The organism is Sulfurospirillum cavolei, from assembly GCF_001548055.1.
Taxonomy (GTDB): domain Bacteria; phylum Campylobacterota; class Campylobacteria; order Campylobacterales; family Sulfurospirillaceae; genus Sulfurospirillum.
The window spans coordinates 2,165,894-2,181,106 of sequence record NZ_AP014724.1; the positions used below are offsets into that span (position 1 = coordinate 2,165,894).

Below are 15,213 nucleotides of genomic sequence, written 5' to 3' on the forward strand. Positions count from 1 at the left end.
TAAAAAACCTTTAAGCCAATATAAAACTCTCTTAAGCTTATAAAACCATATCGGTGTAGTACTCAATCTGCTCGCGTTTTAAAATACGAATAAAGTTCGTGCTACCCTCGACGCCCGCCGGATAACCTGCGGTAACGATATAGGTTTTGTCTTTGTTGATTAAACCTCTTTCGATTCCTTTTTGAAGCGTTTTTCCGAGCATCATATTTAAGTTGCTCGCTTCAATGTTCATAATGGGCTTAATACCCCATGCAATCGTCAAAGAACGCGCCGTTCTCTCATCGTGCGTTACGGCATAAATATCGGCACGAATGCGATAACGCGCCAATTTTTTGGCCGATTTACCCGAACTCGTCAGCGAAATCATCGCTTCTACGCCCAAGCGATCGGCAAGGCGTGCCGTAGATGAAGAGATAATATCGGTTTCATCCAAGAACGGATACATTTCAAATTTGCTGTAGGGATAAATCGCTTCCGTTTCACGAATCGTATTGGCCATAACCTCAACGACGTGAATCGGATTTTTACCGATAGCACTCTCTTCGGAAAGCATCACGGCGTCGGTTCCGTCTAAAACGGCATTGGCAACGTCGCTGATTTCCGCACGCGTCGCCATCTCTTTTTCCGCCATAGAAAGCAACATTTGCGTTGCGGTAATGACGGGTTTTGACGCCGCATTGGCTTTTGCGATCAATCTCTTTTGGATACTCGGTACTTTGTAATACGGAACTTCGATTCCCAAATCGCCGCGTGCGACCATAATACCGTCGCTGACCTCTAAAATCTCGTCGATTTTTTCCACCGCGTCGAATTTTTCGATTTTTGCGAAAAGGTGCGCGCGTGATTTATGCTCTTTTAAAATCCTGCGAGCATGTAAAATATCTTTAGCACTTTGTACGAAAGAAACGGCTACAAAATCCACACCGTTTTGCGCACCCCATGCAAGGTCGGCTTCGTCTTTGGGCGTAATGACTTCGATGTTAATGACCGTATTGGGAAAATTGACCCCTTTATTAGACGAGAGCTTGCCGTTGTTTTCGATTTCCGTGACGATATGCTCGCCGATTTCGATGACTTTAGCGCGAATATTGCCGTCATAGAGGTAAATATACTCGTCCACTTGAAGCATGTCTAAAATTTGCGGTTGATTAATGCATAACGTATAACCGTGTTCGGCAGTTTTCTTGCCGACGATTTGCTCTTTCGTAAAATAAAGCTTGTCGCCCGGTTCCAAATAAAAATCGTCTTCGAGCTTTCCGACGCGGATTTTTGGGCCGCAAATATCTTGCAAGACACCGATCTTTTTGCCGACGTTAGCCTCGGCTTCTCGTATTTTGGCTAAGGTTCCCGCATGGTATTCATGGCTTCCGTGGCTAAAATTAAGACGAAAGACGTTCACTCCGGCTTTAATCATACCTTCTAAAATTTCTACGCTGTCACTGGCCGGTCCCACGGTTGCGAGGATTTTTGTCTTTTTATCCATCTTTTTCCCTTCGTTAAAATAAGTTCTATTGTACTTTGAGATTGTTACAAAATTATATCACGAGAAGGGTTCATCCTACCTAAAAAACATGCTGAAGATTTGAACATACCTTCTCGTCAAACAAAAGTCGATAAATCGCTTCGGTACGGGTTTGGAGGTATTCTAAAGAATGGGCTCTTTGGCATAAATCTTTAAAATGGCGTATCACCGACTCGTTGATTTGAATTTGCGCCTGCAGCAATAATTTTAACATGTAAGCATAGCGTTCGCTCGGTATCGCGACGTCTAGGCCGTAACGTGTTATTAGTTTGTGCACGTCCGCTCGCCAAACGTGTTCGCCGTATCCCGCTTGGCGCCGTGCCATTTTTTTGAGTTTGTGTGTTGCTTTTTGAAAAACGTCAAAGTTGACCGTATAGCTTGAGAAAAAGATCAAGTCTTCTAACTCTTGGGTAATTTCATGCGCGATTTCATCTTCGACATAGCGTCTTATTGCGGCATCGATGTCTTCAAACGACGTATTCATGACACTCGATGCCTCCTTGTTATTTTGTGTAATTTTAATTATAGCGTCAGATTGTTTCAATAAAATTAAAAGCTTTCTATGGTACTATCTTTGCGTTTTAAATTCATCTCATTTCTTTAATGCGAACACAACATCATGACACATACGATTCAACATGCTATTTTTATCGTCGACTATAACGAGGCGGTCTTGGAGAGCCGAAATACGGTTTTGTTCAATACGATCGTCAGCCAAAATGCCCTCTTAAAAGAAAAAGGGATTAAGGGCATCTATATCTCCCTAAAAAATGCACCCTCTACGCAAAATGCATCTTTTGGACACCTGATTAAAGTGTTGGAAAAACTTTCGCAAGCCTTAAACATCCCGACGGCTTTAGGCGATTATAAAAAAGAGTCTTTTGAACATCTCAAACAAATGAGTGCCGATACGGCGGTTCAGCTTTTTCAAAACGTTAACGTCGCTATTTTATTTTTCAATCCTTCATCGTTTAAAAAAGAGCTCTGCGTTCTCCTCTTCGATACCGATAAAGACAACGCCGATAAAATTTCTTCCGAACTGTCCAAATTAGGCTACAGCGTCGTGCATGCCTACGATGCCGAAGACTTTAAACTCAAAGCGATGGCAAAAAAATACGATATGACCATTACGCATACGGTGGTTAAAAAAACAAGTTCCGCTCCCTCATCCCCTAACTTGTCGCTTTCAAAGCAATTGATTGTCAACTTACCCGTTTTTATCGACACCGCCGTCAATACCTTGGTCACGATTACCGGATTGGAAGCACAAAAAATCAAGCACGAAATTCGTCCTTTTAACGAGAAGATTCCGGCTCAAGTCATTATCGCGGCAATGAAATTTAAAGGTGACGTTAGCGGTACGTTCTTTTTAGTTTTTCCAAGAGAACTTGCTGTTGCGGCTTTGGAGGCTATGCTAGGAGAACATGTCAACAGCGACGATACTGCCGCAATCACTGACGGCGTCGCCGAATTTTGCAATATTATCACGGGTTCGGCAAAAACGATTTTCTCGACCAAACAGATCAAAGTTTTGTTTGAGCTGCCTAAAACCTATCTATCGCCTAACGTCGCGCTCAACGCCTCAACCGGTTCCAACGGCGTTTGGATCGATATGCAGCTTAGCAACAAACCGTTTTACATGTTTATTACCAAATAAGCTTCAAATCACCACTCATCCAAAATACCGCATTGAGCGATTTTCGTTATTTTTGATGCAAAATACTTAAGGCTTGGTCTAAGACGTTATCTTCCGAAGCGTCGTTGCTCGGTTTGACTTCGATATTCGGAACGACGCCGCTTGGCCAAACGCTTTTTCCCTTAGGCGTACTCCAACGGGCCGTCGCAAATTTCACTGCCGAGACACGACTACTCAAAGGGAAAAGCGTCGCAAACGTATCTTTTCCGTATGTCGGCGTTCCGATGACTTTTGCTCGTTGATACTCTTGTAAAACCGATGCAACGATTTCAGCGCCGCCTGCGGAGTCGCGATTGACCAATACGATCAGCGGTACCGTCTTTAGAAACGAGAGTTTTTCGATTTTACTCGCATAATCGCTCATTTCATACTCTTCTAAACGGTTTTTATAGTAGCGTTTGTCGTCTTTGTTGCGACTTTTAACGTTTAAAATAAGTTTGTCGTTCTCCAAAAACAGTCCCGTAACCGCTAAACCGATATTGAGATTGCCGCCCGGATTATCCCGTAAATCCAATACCATCCCTTTAATCCGCTGTTCTTGTGTATCGTAGAGGTAACGTATATCTTCAAGCATTTCGCCGAAGCCTTCTTGCATAAACGAACTGACTTTGACGTATGCGATATCTCCTTCGTACATTAACGACGTAACCACGTTGATATTGACCTCTTTACGCGTGAGCGTTACTTCCACGGGCTTGGTCGTATTGGGCTTTAAAAACGTTATTTTCACTTTGCTGTTGGGAGCACCCCTTAGCTCGGCAATCACCTCTTCAAAATTGAGATCACGTACCAAATAGGAGCCAACCTGAATAATTTCATCGCCTTTTTGCAAAGCGGCCTTATACGCCGGAGAGTGTTCGACGACGGACTTAACAAAAATATGATGTCGTTTTTGCGCCAAAAAAAGCCCGACGCCTGCTACGGGCGTATTGCTTAAATAGAGCGTTTCATACTCTTCTTCGTTAAAATAGCGTCCGTTTTTATCAACGCTATTAACCATACCCTCCAAACAACTGTCCATCAATCTTTTTTCGTCAATCGGTTGAACAAATTCGTCTTTTAGTTTTTTAACGACTTCTTGATACGCAAGCATAGCTTCCTCCGGCGTAACCGTTTTGGAAGATTGTGCCCATACCAACGATACCGTTACGAGCATACCGTACACAAACCTTTTCACGTCAATCCTTTATTTTTTCCGAATACTATAGTAGCGTTTTTGCCTTTTTTTAACAAGAAACGTCACTTAAGAGCAATCGAAACGGTTGCATCGACGAGGCTTGAAAGCCGCATTTCTCATAAAAACGATGCGCCGGTATATTATCCCCGTCCGTTAAAAGCGTTATCCGGCGACATCCGACGCTTTGTGCGTACGCAATCGCTTCATGAATTAAAACAGATCCGATACCTTTTGAACGAAACGCGTTATCGACGACCATATCTTCGAGCCACGCGACCCTAGTGCCTAACGCCGTGCTGATACTCCATAAAAGACTGACCATCGCAACGATGCTTTTTTCGTTTTCGGCTACGAGAATAACGCCGACCGAACCATCGCGTAATATGCTTTCAAGCCCTTTAACATGTAAAGATCGATTTGGGATGAACTCGGTCTCTTGCTCGAAAAGTTGTAAAAGTAACGTTACGAGTTTATCGCAATCTTCAATCGTCGCTTTACGGATTTTTAACATCATCGTTCCTTGTGAAATTAGTAAACGTATTGTAACATAGGAATCATTTTTGCTTGTACTCGTTACCTCACGATAAGGAGTAAACGATGATGATTGACGACCAAACGAAAAAAACGTATCAGTCACTTCTTGATTCGACGACGACGCGCGTCAAAAGCGGTTTGGAAGATGCAAACTCGTTTGCGCAAACACTCGCCGACGAGATTAAAGCCAAATTTTCAACCGATAATGAAACCTCTACGGTCAAAGATTCAGAAACGACGCAGAGGGATCCTGCGGTTGAAACGTTTCTGGAAGATCTAAAAACAAAAGGTGCTCTTGCATTCTACCAAGACTACAATTTTGAAAAAATTGAGAAATTAATCGAAGAAAAGAAAGCGGAACTTACTGAAAAATTAGGTCTAGGAGAATCCACGCAACCGCCGCTTACGGGCAAAGCCCGCGAAGATGCGTTGACGAGCCTTGACGATATGCTCGACGCCTACCGAAAACAACTTCAAGAAAAAATGCAAGCGGAAGATAAGCTCGATCAGCAAAATACGATGCTCGGTACGTTTTTACAAGATTTAGCTTAACGTTTCCGATACACTAGCAAGGTTTTATCGGGGGAATCGCCAAAAAGCCTCAGGGCTTCGGTTGTCTCCAATCGAAACCCTTCTTGTTTCTTGAGCTCTCCGAGCGTGTGAAAATATTGTCGGATTTGACCGCTGTGTTTACGGTAAAGCTCGCCCTCTTTTTCAAAAAATGCGATATGCGTTAAGAGTTCTTTGTCGGCATAATTAGCTTCGATGCATAAAAACTGCGTTTCGTTTTCAAAGCGCATCACACCCTCCGCAACGGCTTCAAATCCGTACAGGGTATTGACATCGCATACAAAATAACCTTTGGGTTTTAACACGCGATTAATCGTGTGAAAAAAACCCGCCAACTCTTTGGGCGGTATGTAATTGAGCACGTCCGCGACCGCCGTAACGCAGTCAAAACGTTCCGCTTCAAAATCCTCCAACTCTTTACACGATGCTCGAACGCCGATCTCGTTGGCACGCTGAACCATAGAATCACTCCGATCGATCCCTTCCGCGTCGATATGTCGCTCTAAAAGATGCTTTAAAAACTTTCCGTTCCCGCATCCCACATCTAAAACCGAGCCGATAGAATAAGAGCTTAAATACCGAAGGTACGTTTTATAGAGGATTTCATATTGGTCGTAAAAACCGATGAAAGGTTCAATTTTGGCGTAAAGATCAAGTGGATTCATGAGCAGCTTTCCGAGGGCGTTACGCCCTCGAAGATTTTTAGTCTAATAACTCTTGTCGAAATAAGGCTTCGTTAAACGTACGACCGAGATGTTCGCATACTAGTTTAACGTCCCGACGGGCATTACCTAAACAGCTCGTTGCTCCTGGGCTTGGCGTCATATTGAAAATAATGCCGATACCGGGATTAATGCTCGCTTCGCCTAACATTAACTTTTGTTCTTTTTTGTTGATCACCTGCGGTCGTACGCCGCCGAAATTCTTCGCGTATTCAATTTCGTCTAATTGCAACGAAGGAACGATTTTTCGCGCATCTTTTAAGAAAAGCCCTTTATTGAAGTAAGGCACTTCAAATAAAAAGTTACGGAAGATATAATTTCTAATATCGCTATCTTTGAGCAAATCGTAGAATACTTTCGCGACTTTTCCGTCAAATTGCAACGTTTGCCAAAAATCAAGGTACGTACCGCCCGTGTAACGCTCCAACTTCGGCAAAACCAGCGCCGTCGGGCCAAAACGCGTACAGCCGCCGGCTAAAACGTCAGGGTCGCCGTGTAACGCGGCAAACGGAAGCTTTGGATTTTGAACCATATAGACTTTGCCGTTGAGCATCTTTTGTTTCGTCAAATAAAAACTTCCCGCAACCGGCAAGCACGCAAAATCCAACCCGAATCCCATTTGATGCGCTAAATAAAGCGAATGCGCTCCGGCATTCACTACCACAAAATCCGCCGTAAAAGTATGGTCTTTGGTCATCACGACAAACATATCGCCGAGTTTCGTGATATTCGTCACTTGCGCATTTAAGTATACGTCCGCAACTTTTCCTTCGATTTTTTGTGCCTCTTCGACCAAACTTTCCGTCATTGCGCCAAAATCGACCGTACTGTACTCGCCGCCTTCGACGCCTACGCCTATAATGCTTTCCGGTCGTTCTTTACCGTTTTCGTCGAAGATCAATTTCGGCTCGATTTTCGCCAATTTTTCCTTATCGAAAACTTCCAAATACGGATACAACTCTTTAAACTCTTCGTAACGTTTTTGCATGTACGCCACTTCGGTATCGCCTACGCCGATTGCCATTTTTTGGTGTGCAAATAAAAACTTTCCTTCATGACCGTATTGAAGGCAATATTTTGCGACCATACTCGCCGTTTCTTTGACTTTTTTCGCTTTTTCTAGAGTATAGTTTGTCTCGATGTCACCGCAGTGAATCGTTTGAGAGTTTGACGTTCCGGCAGAATTAAGCTTTGCCAATTTTTCATATTTTTCAACCAGCGCGATACGCTTAATATCCGTGTATCTTGCAAGCTCGTAAAACAGAGCCGCACCTGAAATTCCGCCACCGACGACTAAAACGTCATAGTGATTTTTTGTCATATTGAACAACTTCCTACTCTAAGATTTAGGGTTTATTATTGTAATACACTCTTGCCTATAAAACTTTTAAAAGTTTTAAATTTCACGATTATTTTGTTGCGATAACTTCGACTTCAACACGGGCGTTTTTAGGTAACGCTTTGACGCACACCGTACTGCGAGCCGGTTTGTGATCTTCAAAAAATGAGCCGTAGACCGCATTTACCGCGGCAAAATCGTCCATATCGGTTAGAAAAATCGTCGTTTTGACGACGTTTTGCAAACGGCTTCCCGCCGCTTCCAAAACAGCACTGACGTTGTGCATCACCTGCGTCGTTTGCGCTTCAATATCGCCGTCGTTAAAGCTTCCGTCCGGACGTAAAGCGATTTGACCCGACGCATAAATTATCCCGTTGCTTTCAATCGCTTGAGAATAAGGTCCGATCGCTTGCGGAGCCTTGAGGGTTGCAATACTTTTCATTTTAAATCCTTTGAAAAATTTTCTATCGTATGCGAAAACACGCGGTACAGGGCTTCGACCTCATCGAGGCAACACCGCTCGTTGGGAGCATGGATCGTATCGTTAACAACGCCGCACTCCACCGTAGCGATACCGTAACTTCCGAAAAATCGCGCGTCGCTTGTACCGCCTGCGGTGGAAAGTTTAGGTGCAAAACCGTTACATGCACTCAGTGCTTCTTGCAGTTTTGCGACAATTTTAGAATCTTTACATGTTAAAAAAGGGCGGGCACTTTCGTGAAGACGCAATCGATAATCCAGTCCGTTTAAGACCCCTTCTGCGTACGAGCGAACGCTCTTTGGATTTGTCTGAGTCGAGTTTCGGACGTTGAACATGATTTTTAACGAGTTGGGGGTGACGTTGGTAACCTCCATACCGCCTCGTATATCGGTAACGACGATCTGAGAGGGGGCAAAGAAATCATCGCCTCGGTCTAAAAAATGTCCCGCAAAAAGAGAAAGCAACGGTGCCATTTGATGAACGGGATTGATGCTTTTTTCAGGGTACGCCGCGTGGCCTTGTTTGCCCAAAATTTCGATAACGCCGTTAATCGAACCGCGTCTGCCTATTTTGATTGCATCGCCGAAGAGTTTCTCGGACGTCGGTTCGGCAACAACGGCATAATCGGGCAAAAGAGCGCGTCGCTCGAGTTCACGAAGCATTTCGATCGTCCCGTACGTGGCATCGCCCTCTTCGTCGCTGGTCAGCAGTAACGAAAGCGTTCCCTTAAAATCGCGCGTCGTTTTAAGAGCCTGAATACTTGCCGCTACGCCGCTTTTCATATCTTGAGCACCTCTGGCGTAAACGTTTTTCCCTTCGATCAAGGGTTCAAACGGATCGCTCTTCCACCCTTCTCCGGGAGGAACGACGTCGACATGTCCCGCAAAACAGAGGTGTTCACCCTCGCCGAATTTTTTGAAAAGGAAGAGATTTTTCGTCGATTCGATTGAAACTTCAATCGCTTCAAAATCGTCCAAATAGCCTCGAATAAACGCAAACGAGCCTGCTTCGTCGGGCGTGATCGAAGGAAAACGCAATAAAGTTAAAAAAAGTTCTTTCGTACTTAACATCATGCCTCAATTATAAAAAAGTCTGTTTTAAAGTTTGCACTTTTTTGAAATTATCGTCTTGCGACAAGCCGCTTTAAAGTTTAATCAACGTCGCTCCGAAACCGCCTAAGTTTTGCGGTGCGTCGGCGTACGAAACCAAGGAAGGGTACGTACTTAAAAATGTGCGTACCGCATAAGCCAATTTCCCCGTTCCGATACCGTGGTAGACCAAAACCTCGTCAAATCCGTTGATCAGCGCGTCGCTCAAAAACTTATCGAGCCGCTCGATCGCTTCATCGCTACGAAGCCCGTGCAAATCCAAAATCATCGAACCGCCCGTCGTCTCTTTGGCGATCACGACGCTTGGTTTGTGCGAGTGCGGTTGCGGGCCGCTTCGTTTGAGCGATGCCAGCGGTACGCGCATGCTAATGCCGTCGCATTCGATCAAGGCTTCTTCTTTTTTGATACTTTTGATCACACCTTTGGAACTGCCGTATTTGATCTTTTCTCCAACGCTTAAAGGCTCGCCCGCGCGCGCTTCCGGAACGTTTCGTTTGCTTTCTTGTCGGTAAAGATTGGCTTTGTTCAACAAACGGTGCGCCTCTTTAACGTCTTGGGTTTTAATGGCTTTTTTCGCCTCCGATACGGCGTCTCTAAACTCTTTCGAGAGTTTCCCGTAAGCGGTTTCAAATTCGCCTCTCACGCGTTCTTTTTCGTCGTTGAGCGAAATTTTCAGCTTTTCAACCTCTTGCAAGCGCGCATCTAACTCCTCTTTCGTCTTGCGCATTTGCAATTCTAAATCAATATTTTTTTGAATCAGTTCGCCCAATTTCTCTTTGTCTTCGCCGTATAAGATTTTCGCTTCTTTCACGAGCGAAGGCGGAACTCCGTAACGAAGCGCGGTTTCAAACGCGTAACTGCGCCCGATGGTTCCTTTTAAAAATCCATACGTCGGGCGTTCGTTTTTTTCGTCGTAAATCGCCGCTAAAAGCTCAACTTCCGGATGCGTCGCCAACATCGAAGCCAAGCGTTTATGGTGCGTCGTAATGACGATCTTCATCTCTTTCTCGATCAGTTTTTCGATCATCACTTTAAACAGATTTGCCGCCTCGTCCGCGTCCGTACCCAATTCGATCTCGTCGACGCCGACTAAAGCATTTTTTTTGCCGAACAAGTGACTAAACTCGCTCATTCGTCCCGCAAACGTCGAAATGTCGTTTTTAACGCTTTGAGGATCGTCTAAAACGGCGTAGAGCTCTTTAAACGAGCCGATCGTCGAATGCGCGGCGTCGATTTTCATGGGAAGGAGGTATTTGCTCAGGAGTGCCGCGGAGAGAATCGATTTTAACAACATCGTTTTTCCACCCGCATTAACGCCCGTAATCATCAAAACGCGTTTGGAAAAATCGACGCAAATAGGCTTAGGATGGGCCAATGCTGGATGCGAAAAGTTTTCGAGTACGATGGCGGACGATTTGGAAGAAGAGAGTACGAATTCCATCTCTTTTTCGCGCGCAAATGCGACGCGTGCGTAGTACGCATCGAAACGATCAAACTCTTTATTGATAAAGCTCAGAAATTTGAGCTGTTTGGCAAATACGGAGGAGATTTGCTTCGCGTATTTATAGATCAACTCCTCTTTTTTGTCGATCAATTCACTCTCTTTGGCGACCAATTTTGCCAAAGCTTCGGGAACGACGTAGAAAAACCCGCTGCTACTGCGTGCAACGACGTTGCCTTTTAAGACATGGTTAAATCCGCCGCGCAACAAGAGGGCTTCTTGATTATTGATATAATGGATCTGTTTGTCGGCAAGGTATAACGCGATTTTTTCGGTTGCTATCAAGCGGCGAAGGGTCGTATTCATCTCGTCTTTGATGCTTTTGAGGTTTTTGTTGATGTGTTCAAACTGTTCGTCGACGCTCGATTTTAATTCGCCTTTTTCGTCGAAATAGTCGCAAATGCGCGTGATTTCAACCGGAATAACGATACGTGCGATCCATTCCCCCAACGCTTGATCGAGCAGAACGCTTTGAAGATAGGTCGTATAAGTAACGATTTTGACGAACGCGAAAATCTCCGAAAGATGCAAAACGCCCATTTTACTTAAATGCGCGATTGCCGTATCAAGATTGGGTACTTCCGGAAGCGGCTTTAGGCGGTCTTTTGCGAGCAGCTCGTGAATCAATTTAAAATGCAAATGCGCGTCGCCTTCCATAAACAAAGGCTTTTCTCGCGCCAAAAAGTGTTTAAAACTCTCTTGATAATCGCTCAAATCGAGTTTGGCAAATAGCTTTTCCATTAAGGAAGAATCCTACATGTACTCACTTCGATTACCGTACCTTTATCGTTTTCGTTGATTTCGTTCGGGATGAAACTTTGCGTTCCGCTCACGTAAATAAACCGTTTAAGATCAACCGTCACACCGCCTTGACATGTCAGCGTTTTCCCCTGTTTAAAAGCATTGACGATCAAGCGGCGTTGTTCGCTTTGGGACGCTTGATAGCTCTCGTAACCGATTGCCGAAGCGAGCAGTACGACCATCGAGCCGATCAAGGTCTTTTTCATGCGTGAAGAGAGCGTCTCTTTTTTGGTGTACAATACCGCGGCTAGCAGAAGGATTAACACTAAAAAGAGCAAAAATTGCATTAGACGACTCCTCGAAGCTGATACGTAATGTCGCCCGCGCCGAAACTAATCACCACGCCTTCGTCAAAGCGCTCGTAACCTTCTTCGTTCGGGAAAATTTCGATCGCAGCGTCTTTGCGATGAACTCTGGGTGCAAATACGGGTGCGTACCGCGCAAACGCTTTTTCAAAATCGATAAACACCTCTTTTTCGCCGGCTTTCCATACCGGTAAAATAACCAGCTTGTCTACCCCTTCAAAACATTGGACGAAACTTTCGAGATTGTCGATCGTACGTGAATATTTGTGCGGTTGCCAAATCGCCGTGATCGTTTTAAGACCCGTCAAATTTGCATAGGTTTTTGCCGAAGCAAGCGTTGCTTTAATCTCGGTCGGATGGTGCCCGTAATCGTCGATAAGGGCGAAATTATCCTCTTTGGCAATAATATCGAATCGTTTTTTAATTCCTTTATAACGTTTCAGTTTTTCGCGTACGATTTCCACGTCTTCTTCCACAAGGCTCGCCAAAATCGCCAAAGAAGCGTCCAACGCCATATGCGCTCCGATGCCCCAAACCTCGAAACGTCCTAAATCTTTGAGCACGAAAGAGGTATAAGGCTCGCCCTCATGCATCGTCGTTTCGATCGCTTGAATATCTTTGCTCGGATACAGACGAATCGCGTCCATCTCTTCAAGCGTCGCCAGAAAAGGATCTTCGGCATTGATGACGCGAATCGTAGCACTTTGCAAAAAGCGACGATACGCGCCGTAAAAGCGTTCCAAATCGTAGTTGTAATGCTCCATATGTTCCGGTTCGGCATTGGTCACGACCGCAACGTAAGGGTTGGAGTTTAAAAAACTCTCATCGCTTTCGTCCGCCTCGAAAATAACGTTATTGCCCTCTTTATAGTACATGTTAGTGCCGTATTGTTTGCTTTCGGCTCCGATGACGACCGAACCTTCGATCAAAGACGCCAGCATCGCACTGGTGGTACTCTTACCGTGTGCACCGCACACCGAAAAAACCCGTCTGTTTTTTAAAATGAACACTAAAGCTTGCGAACGCGACATAATCGCGATTCCCTTTTCGCGTGCCCGTACCAACTCGACGTTATCGGGTTTAATAACCGCCGAATACACCACCAACTCTTGATCGTTAATGCATGAGGGATCGTGCGGAATGACCACCGAAATGCCCTCTTCTTCCAAACGTGCCGTAATTTTCGTTGCTTTAATGTCCGAACCCGTAATCTCATATCCTTCTTGTTTGAGATAACGTGCCAATGCCGAAAGCCCGATGCCTCCGATACCTACAAAATGTACTTTTTTCAATTCAACCCTTTACAAAAATCTTTTACTTTTGACACACTTACTTTGAAGTCGCCATAAAATCTCGTATCTCTTTTAAAATCGTTTCCGTTTTCGTGCTGTTTTCGACCAAGGCGATACGCACAAATCCATCGCCCATACCGCCGCGTCCTAAAAATCTTCCGGGTAAAACTTTGATATTTTTCTCTTGATAAAGCTTACATGTAAAGCCTAAATCGTCTCCGACTTCCAACCAAACGTAAAAGGTCGAAGCAATCGCATCGATGCCTAAAATCGCTTCGGCCAAACGGAGGTTTTTCGCATACTCTTGGCGCGTGATCTCCACATGTGCCATATCGCTCCATGCAGCCGCAGAGGCTTTTTGCAACGGCAAAGGAATACCCGCACCGATGTACGTTCGATACTTCATATAGCCGCTCAAAATCTTCTCATCGCCTGCGATGAAGCCTGAACGAAGTCCCGGAGCGGAGCTTCGTTTGGAGATGGAGTTGATGACCAAGACGTTTTTGAAACTCTCGTTTCCTACATGTAAGGAAGCTTCCAGAAGCGAAACGGGTTTTTCATCGACGTAAATCTCGCTGTAACATTCGTCATTTAACAGCACGATGTCGTATTTGAGTGCAAATTTGACCCACTCGCCCAACTCGTCCAACGAAAGAGTCGATGTGGTCGGATTGTTGGGAAAATTGAGAATGATCAAATCGGCTTCTTTAAGCTGGGGAAGCGTAATGTCGGGTTTAAACGCATTCTCTTTTGTCAGGTTTAAATGCACGACTTTAGCGCGACTGGCAATCGCCGCACCTTCGTAGATCTGATAAAACGGATTGGTATACGCCATCACAGGATTTGGTTTATCGTGCAAAAGGTATTGCGGGAAGTTGAACAACACTTCTCTCGTACCGAATGTGCAGAGCAGTTCGCTCTCTTTGAGCGCAACGCCGAAACGCTTTTGAACAAAAGCGCGCTGTGCTTCCGTGACGTAGGCTTCACCGGATGATTTTGGGTATTTATTTAAAAGTGCGCTGTTTTCTTTGAGTGCATTTTGGATAAACATCGGGGTTTCAAACTGCGGCTCGCCGATGGTCAGATTGACCGTTTCGTACTGCGGATTGGGCGTTACGTCGTTCAATAACGCACTTAATTTTTCAAACGGATAGGGTTCAAAATGCAATGAATTTCCTTTAGTCAAAACTAAAATATTTTTATTCGATCGGTATGTTTTTAGATGTGCAATAATTCAAGATATCTTCATCTTTTTCATAATACATGTCACATTCTTTCTCTAATTCCAACAAAGACGAATTGACATATTTGTCATCCGCACTTAATATTTTTTCAATTTGTTCTATAAATTGGCGATATTTCTCGTTAATATGGCACAGCTTGTCAATCGTTTGATAGTCTAAGTTTTTATAAGAAGATTGAAAAAGAATTTGGCTTTCAAACGGATTTGCATGAAGTTTAATTACCCCAATTCCAAAAGACTTATTTAATCGCTCCATCTCTTCTTTCAAATTATCATTAATTTCAAAGGCCACCAAATAACCTAAATTTGCCCATGTCGAATTTGAAACGGCTTGAAAGTAATATTTTTTTAATTCATAATCTGAATTGATCTCTTTTTTAATCTCATAGGAAATGATTTCACAAGAGTCTTTTCTTTCAAGTGTTTTCAATAACTTACTGCTCGTTGCACTTTTAAATTTCGCAAACTTCACGCCGATAATATCGGGATGCGCCCATTTTTGCGTGTCGTCTTTACTATTTTTCGACTCTTCGTGTAAAATCGTTTTGGCATAAATACCTCGACTTTTAAGATAGCTTACAAACAAAACATGCAAATCTCTCTCAGAGAAGCAAGCCTTCGTACCTTTTTTAGAGCCATTTTCGTCTTGCAAAAGCACATTCGCTTCTTCAACTGCCAAAAGATCGTTTTTCGTCAGATAGTAAAAATAAGCACCGTTTTGTTTAACTCTAGCAACTCTCGTATCGCCCTTGCGAATAAAATCACCCAATAAAGCAGATACCGTTGCGTGAGGTGTTTGTCCTTCAAACGCATATAACTTATTGTCTAAAATGTATTTTGTGATTTCTTGATAAGAAACAGGCTTACTGAAATTTTCAAGTGCTTTTAATATGCTATCTTTAATGGTCATCCAATGTTCCT

At 44.0% G+C, this 15,213-nt stretch carries 15 protein-coding genes; 2 read left to right on the plus strand and 13 right to left on the minus strand.

All coding sequences use genetic code 11. The annotated features are described in order from the left end of the window. Window positions 1-37 precede the first annotated feature (37 nt). Both pyk and UCH003_RS10840 read right to left on the minus strand, forming a co-directional pair. Complete coding sequence (gene pyk, locus UCH003_RS10835; RefSeq protein WP_060826523.1) at window positions 38-1,483, minus strand: pyruvate kinase; 1,446 nt, start codon at window positions 1,481-1,483, stop codon at window positions 38-40. Window positions 1,484-1,562: 79 nt separating this feature from the next. Next, a complete protein-coding gene (locus UCH003_RS10840; RefSeq protein ID WP_060826524.1) occupies window positions 1,563-2,006 on the minus strand; it encodes a hypothetical protein in 444 nt (147 codons plus the stop codon). 135 nt (window positions 2,007-2,141) lie between these two features. On the opposite strand from UCH003_RS10840, the gene UCH003_RS10845 reads away from it, so the two are divergent. Further along, on the plus strand, window positions 2,142-3,179 hold the full coding sequence (locus tag UCH003_RS10845) for a chemotaxis protein CheX (protein WP_060826525.1): 1,038 nt from the start codon (window positions 2,142-2,144) through the stop codon (window positions 3,177-3,179). A 46-nt stretch (window positions 3,180-3,225) separates the two neighbouring features. Here the strand turns inward: UCH003_RS10845 and UCH003_RS10850 are convergent, their stop codons facing one another. Together UCH003_RS10850 and UCH003_RS10855 are read right to left on the minus strand one after the other, a co-directional pair. Next, window positions 3,226-4,395: a S41 family peptidase gene (locus tag UCH003_RS10850; protein WP_060826526.1), complete on the minus strand. Its 1,170-nt coding sequence runs from the start codon at window positions 4,393-4,395 to the stop codon at window positions 3,226-3,228. Window positions 4,396-4,444: 49 nt separating this feature from the next. Next, complete coding sequence (locus UCH003_RS10855; protein WP_060826527.1) at window positions 4,445-4,906, minus strand: GNAT family N-acetyltransferase; 462 nt, start codon at window positions 4,904-4,906, stop codon at window positions 4,445-4,447. Window positions 4,907-4,992: 86 nt separating this feature from the next. Between UCH003_RS10855 and UCH003_RS10860 the strand changes: the two genes are divergently transcribed. Continuing rightward, window positions 4,993-5,481, plus strand: a complete 489-nt coding sequence (locus UCH003_RS10860) for a hypothetical protein (protein ID WP_060826528.1) — start codon at window positions 4,993-4,995, stop codon at window positions 5,479-5,481. Here the strand turns inward: UCH003_RS10860 and UCH003_RS10865 are convergent. The 9 genes from UCH003_RS10865 to UCH003_RS10905 all read right to left on the minus strand — a co-directional run bounded on the left by UCH003_RS10865 (window position 5,478) and on the right by UCH003_RS10905 (window position 15,202). Beyond that, window positions 5,478-6,164 (minus strand): class I SAM-dependent DNA methyltransferase, encoded by a 687-nt coding sequence (locus UCH003_RS10865; RefSeq protein ID WP_041962098.1) that lies wholly within the window; start codon window positions 6,162-6,164, stop codon window positions 5,478-5,480. The two genes, UCH003_RS10860 and UCH003_RS10865, sit on opposite strands and share 4 nt — an antisense overlap. Window positions 6,165-6,201: 37 nt before the next feature. Then, window positions 6,202-7,542 (minus strand): FAD-dependent oxidoreductase, encoded by a 1,341-nt coding sequence (locus tag UCH003_RS10870; protein ID WP_039672266.1) that lies wholly within the window; start codon window positions 7,540-7,542, stop codon window positions 6,202-6,204. Window positions 7,543-7,630: 88 nt separating this feature from the next. Further along, window positions 7,631-8,002: a RidA family protein gene (locus UCH003_RS10875; protein WP_060826529.1), complete on the minus strand. Its 372-nt coding sequence runs from the start codon at window positions 8,000-8,002 to the stop codon at window positions 7,631-7,633. Further along, the gene (dapE, locus tag UCH003_RS10880; protein WP_060826987.1) at window positions 7,999-9,111 is read right to left on the minus strand and encodes a succinyl-diaminopimelate desuccinylase; all 1,113 of its coding nucleotides are present in this window, start codon (window positions 9,109-9,111) and stop codon (window positions 7,999-8,001) included. The genes UCH003_RS10875 and dapE overlap by 4 nt, the downstream gene beginning before the upstream one ends. Window positions 9,112-9,184: 73 nt before the next feature. Continuing rightward, window positions 9,185-11,392: an endonuclease MutS2 gene (locus UCH003_RS10885; protein ID WP_060826530.1), complete on the minus strand. Its 2,208-nt coding sequence runs from the start codon at window positions 11,390-11,392 to the stop codon at window positions 9,185-9,187. After that, window positions 11,392-11,739: a hypothetical protein gene (locus UCH003_RS10890; RefSeq protein ID WP_060826531.1), complete on the minus strand. Its 348-nt coding sequence runs from the start codon at window positions 11,737-11,739 to the stop codon at window positions 11,392-11,394. Before UCH003_RS10890 ends, UCH003_RS10885 begins: the two co-directional genes overlap by 1 nt. Then, the gene (gene murC, locus UCH003_RS10895) at window positions 11,739-13,049 is read right to left on the minus strand and encodes a UDP-N-acetylmuramate--L-alanine ligase (RefSeq protein ID WP_060826532.1); all 1,311 of its coding nucleotides are present in this window, start codon (window positions 13,047-13,049) and stop codon (window positions 11,739-11,741) included. The genes UCH003_RS10890 and murC overlap by 1 nt, the downstream gene beginning before the upstream one ends. Before the next feature lie 37 nt (window positions 13,050-13,086). After that, window positions 13,087-14,217 carry a succinyldiaminopimelate transaminase gene (locus UCH003_RS10900; protein WP_060826533.1) on the minus strand — a complete coding sequence of 377 codons (1,131 nt, stop codon included), beginning with the start codon at window positions 14,215-14,217 and terminating at the stop codon, window positions 13,087-13,089. Between the two features lie 31 nt (window positions 14,218-14,248). Further along, a complete protein-coding gene (locus tag UCH003_RS10905) occupies window positions 14,249-15,202 on the minus strand; it encodes an HTH domain-containing protein (protein WP_060826534.1) in 954 nt (317 codons plus the stop codon). Between the last annotated feature and the right edge of the window lie 11 nt (window positions 15,203-15,213).

Coding starts and splice junctions, on each gene's coding strand:
- pyk (WP_060826523.1), bottom strand. CDS start 1,483: ATGGATAAAAAGACAAAAATCCTCGCAACCGTGGGACCGGCCAGTGAC.
- UCH003_RS10840 (WP_060826524.1), bottom strand. CDS start 2,006: ATGAATACGTCGTTTGAAGACATCGATGCCGCAATAAGACGCTATGTC.
- UCH003_RS10845 (WP_060826525.1), top strand. CDS start 2,142: ATGACACATACGATTCAACATGCTATTTTTATCGTCGACTATAACGAG.
- UCH003_RS10855 (WP_060826527.1), bottom strand. CDS start 4,906: ATGTTAAAAATCCGTAAAGCGACGATTGAAGATTGCGATAAACTCGTA.
- UCH003_RS10860 (WP_060826528.1), top strand. CDS start 4,993: ATGATGATTGACGACCAAACGAAAAAAACGTATCAGTCACTTCTTGAT.
- UCH003_RS10865 (WP_041962098.1), bottom strand. CDS start 6,164: ATGAATCCACTTGATCTTTACGCCAAAATTGAACCTTTCATCGGTTTT.
- UCH003_RS10870 (WP_039672266.1), bottom strand. CDS start 7,542: ATGACAAAAAATCACTATGACGTTTTAGTCGTCGGTGGCGGAATTTCA.
- UCH003_RS10875 (WP_060826529.1), bottom strand. CDS start 8,002: ATGAAAAGTATTGCAACCCTCAAGGCTCCGCAAGCGATCGGACCTTAT.
- dapE (WP_060826987.1), bottom strand. CDS start 9,111: ATGTTAAGTACGAAAGAACTTTTTTTAACTTTATTGCGTTTTCCTTCG.
- UCH003_RS10885 (WP_060826530.1), bottom strand. CDS start 11,392: ATGGAAAAGCTATTTGCCAAACTCGATTTGAGCGATTATCAAGAGAGT.
- UCH003_RS10890 (WP_060826531.1), bottom strand. CDS start 11,739: ATGCAATTTTTGCTCTTTTTAGTGTTAATCCTTCTGCTAGCCGCGGTA.
- UCH003_RS10905 (WP_060826534.1), bottom strand. CDS start 15,202: ATGACCATTAAAGATAGCATATTAAAAGCACTTGAAAATTTCAGTAAG.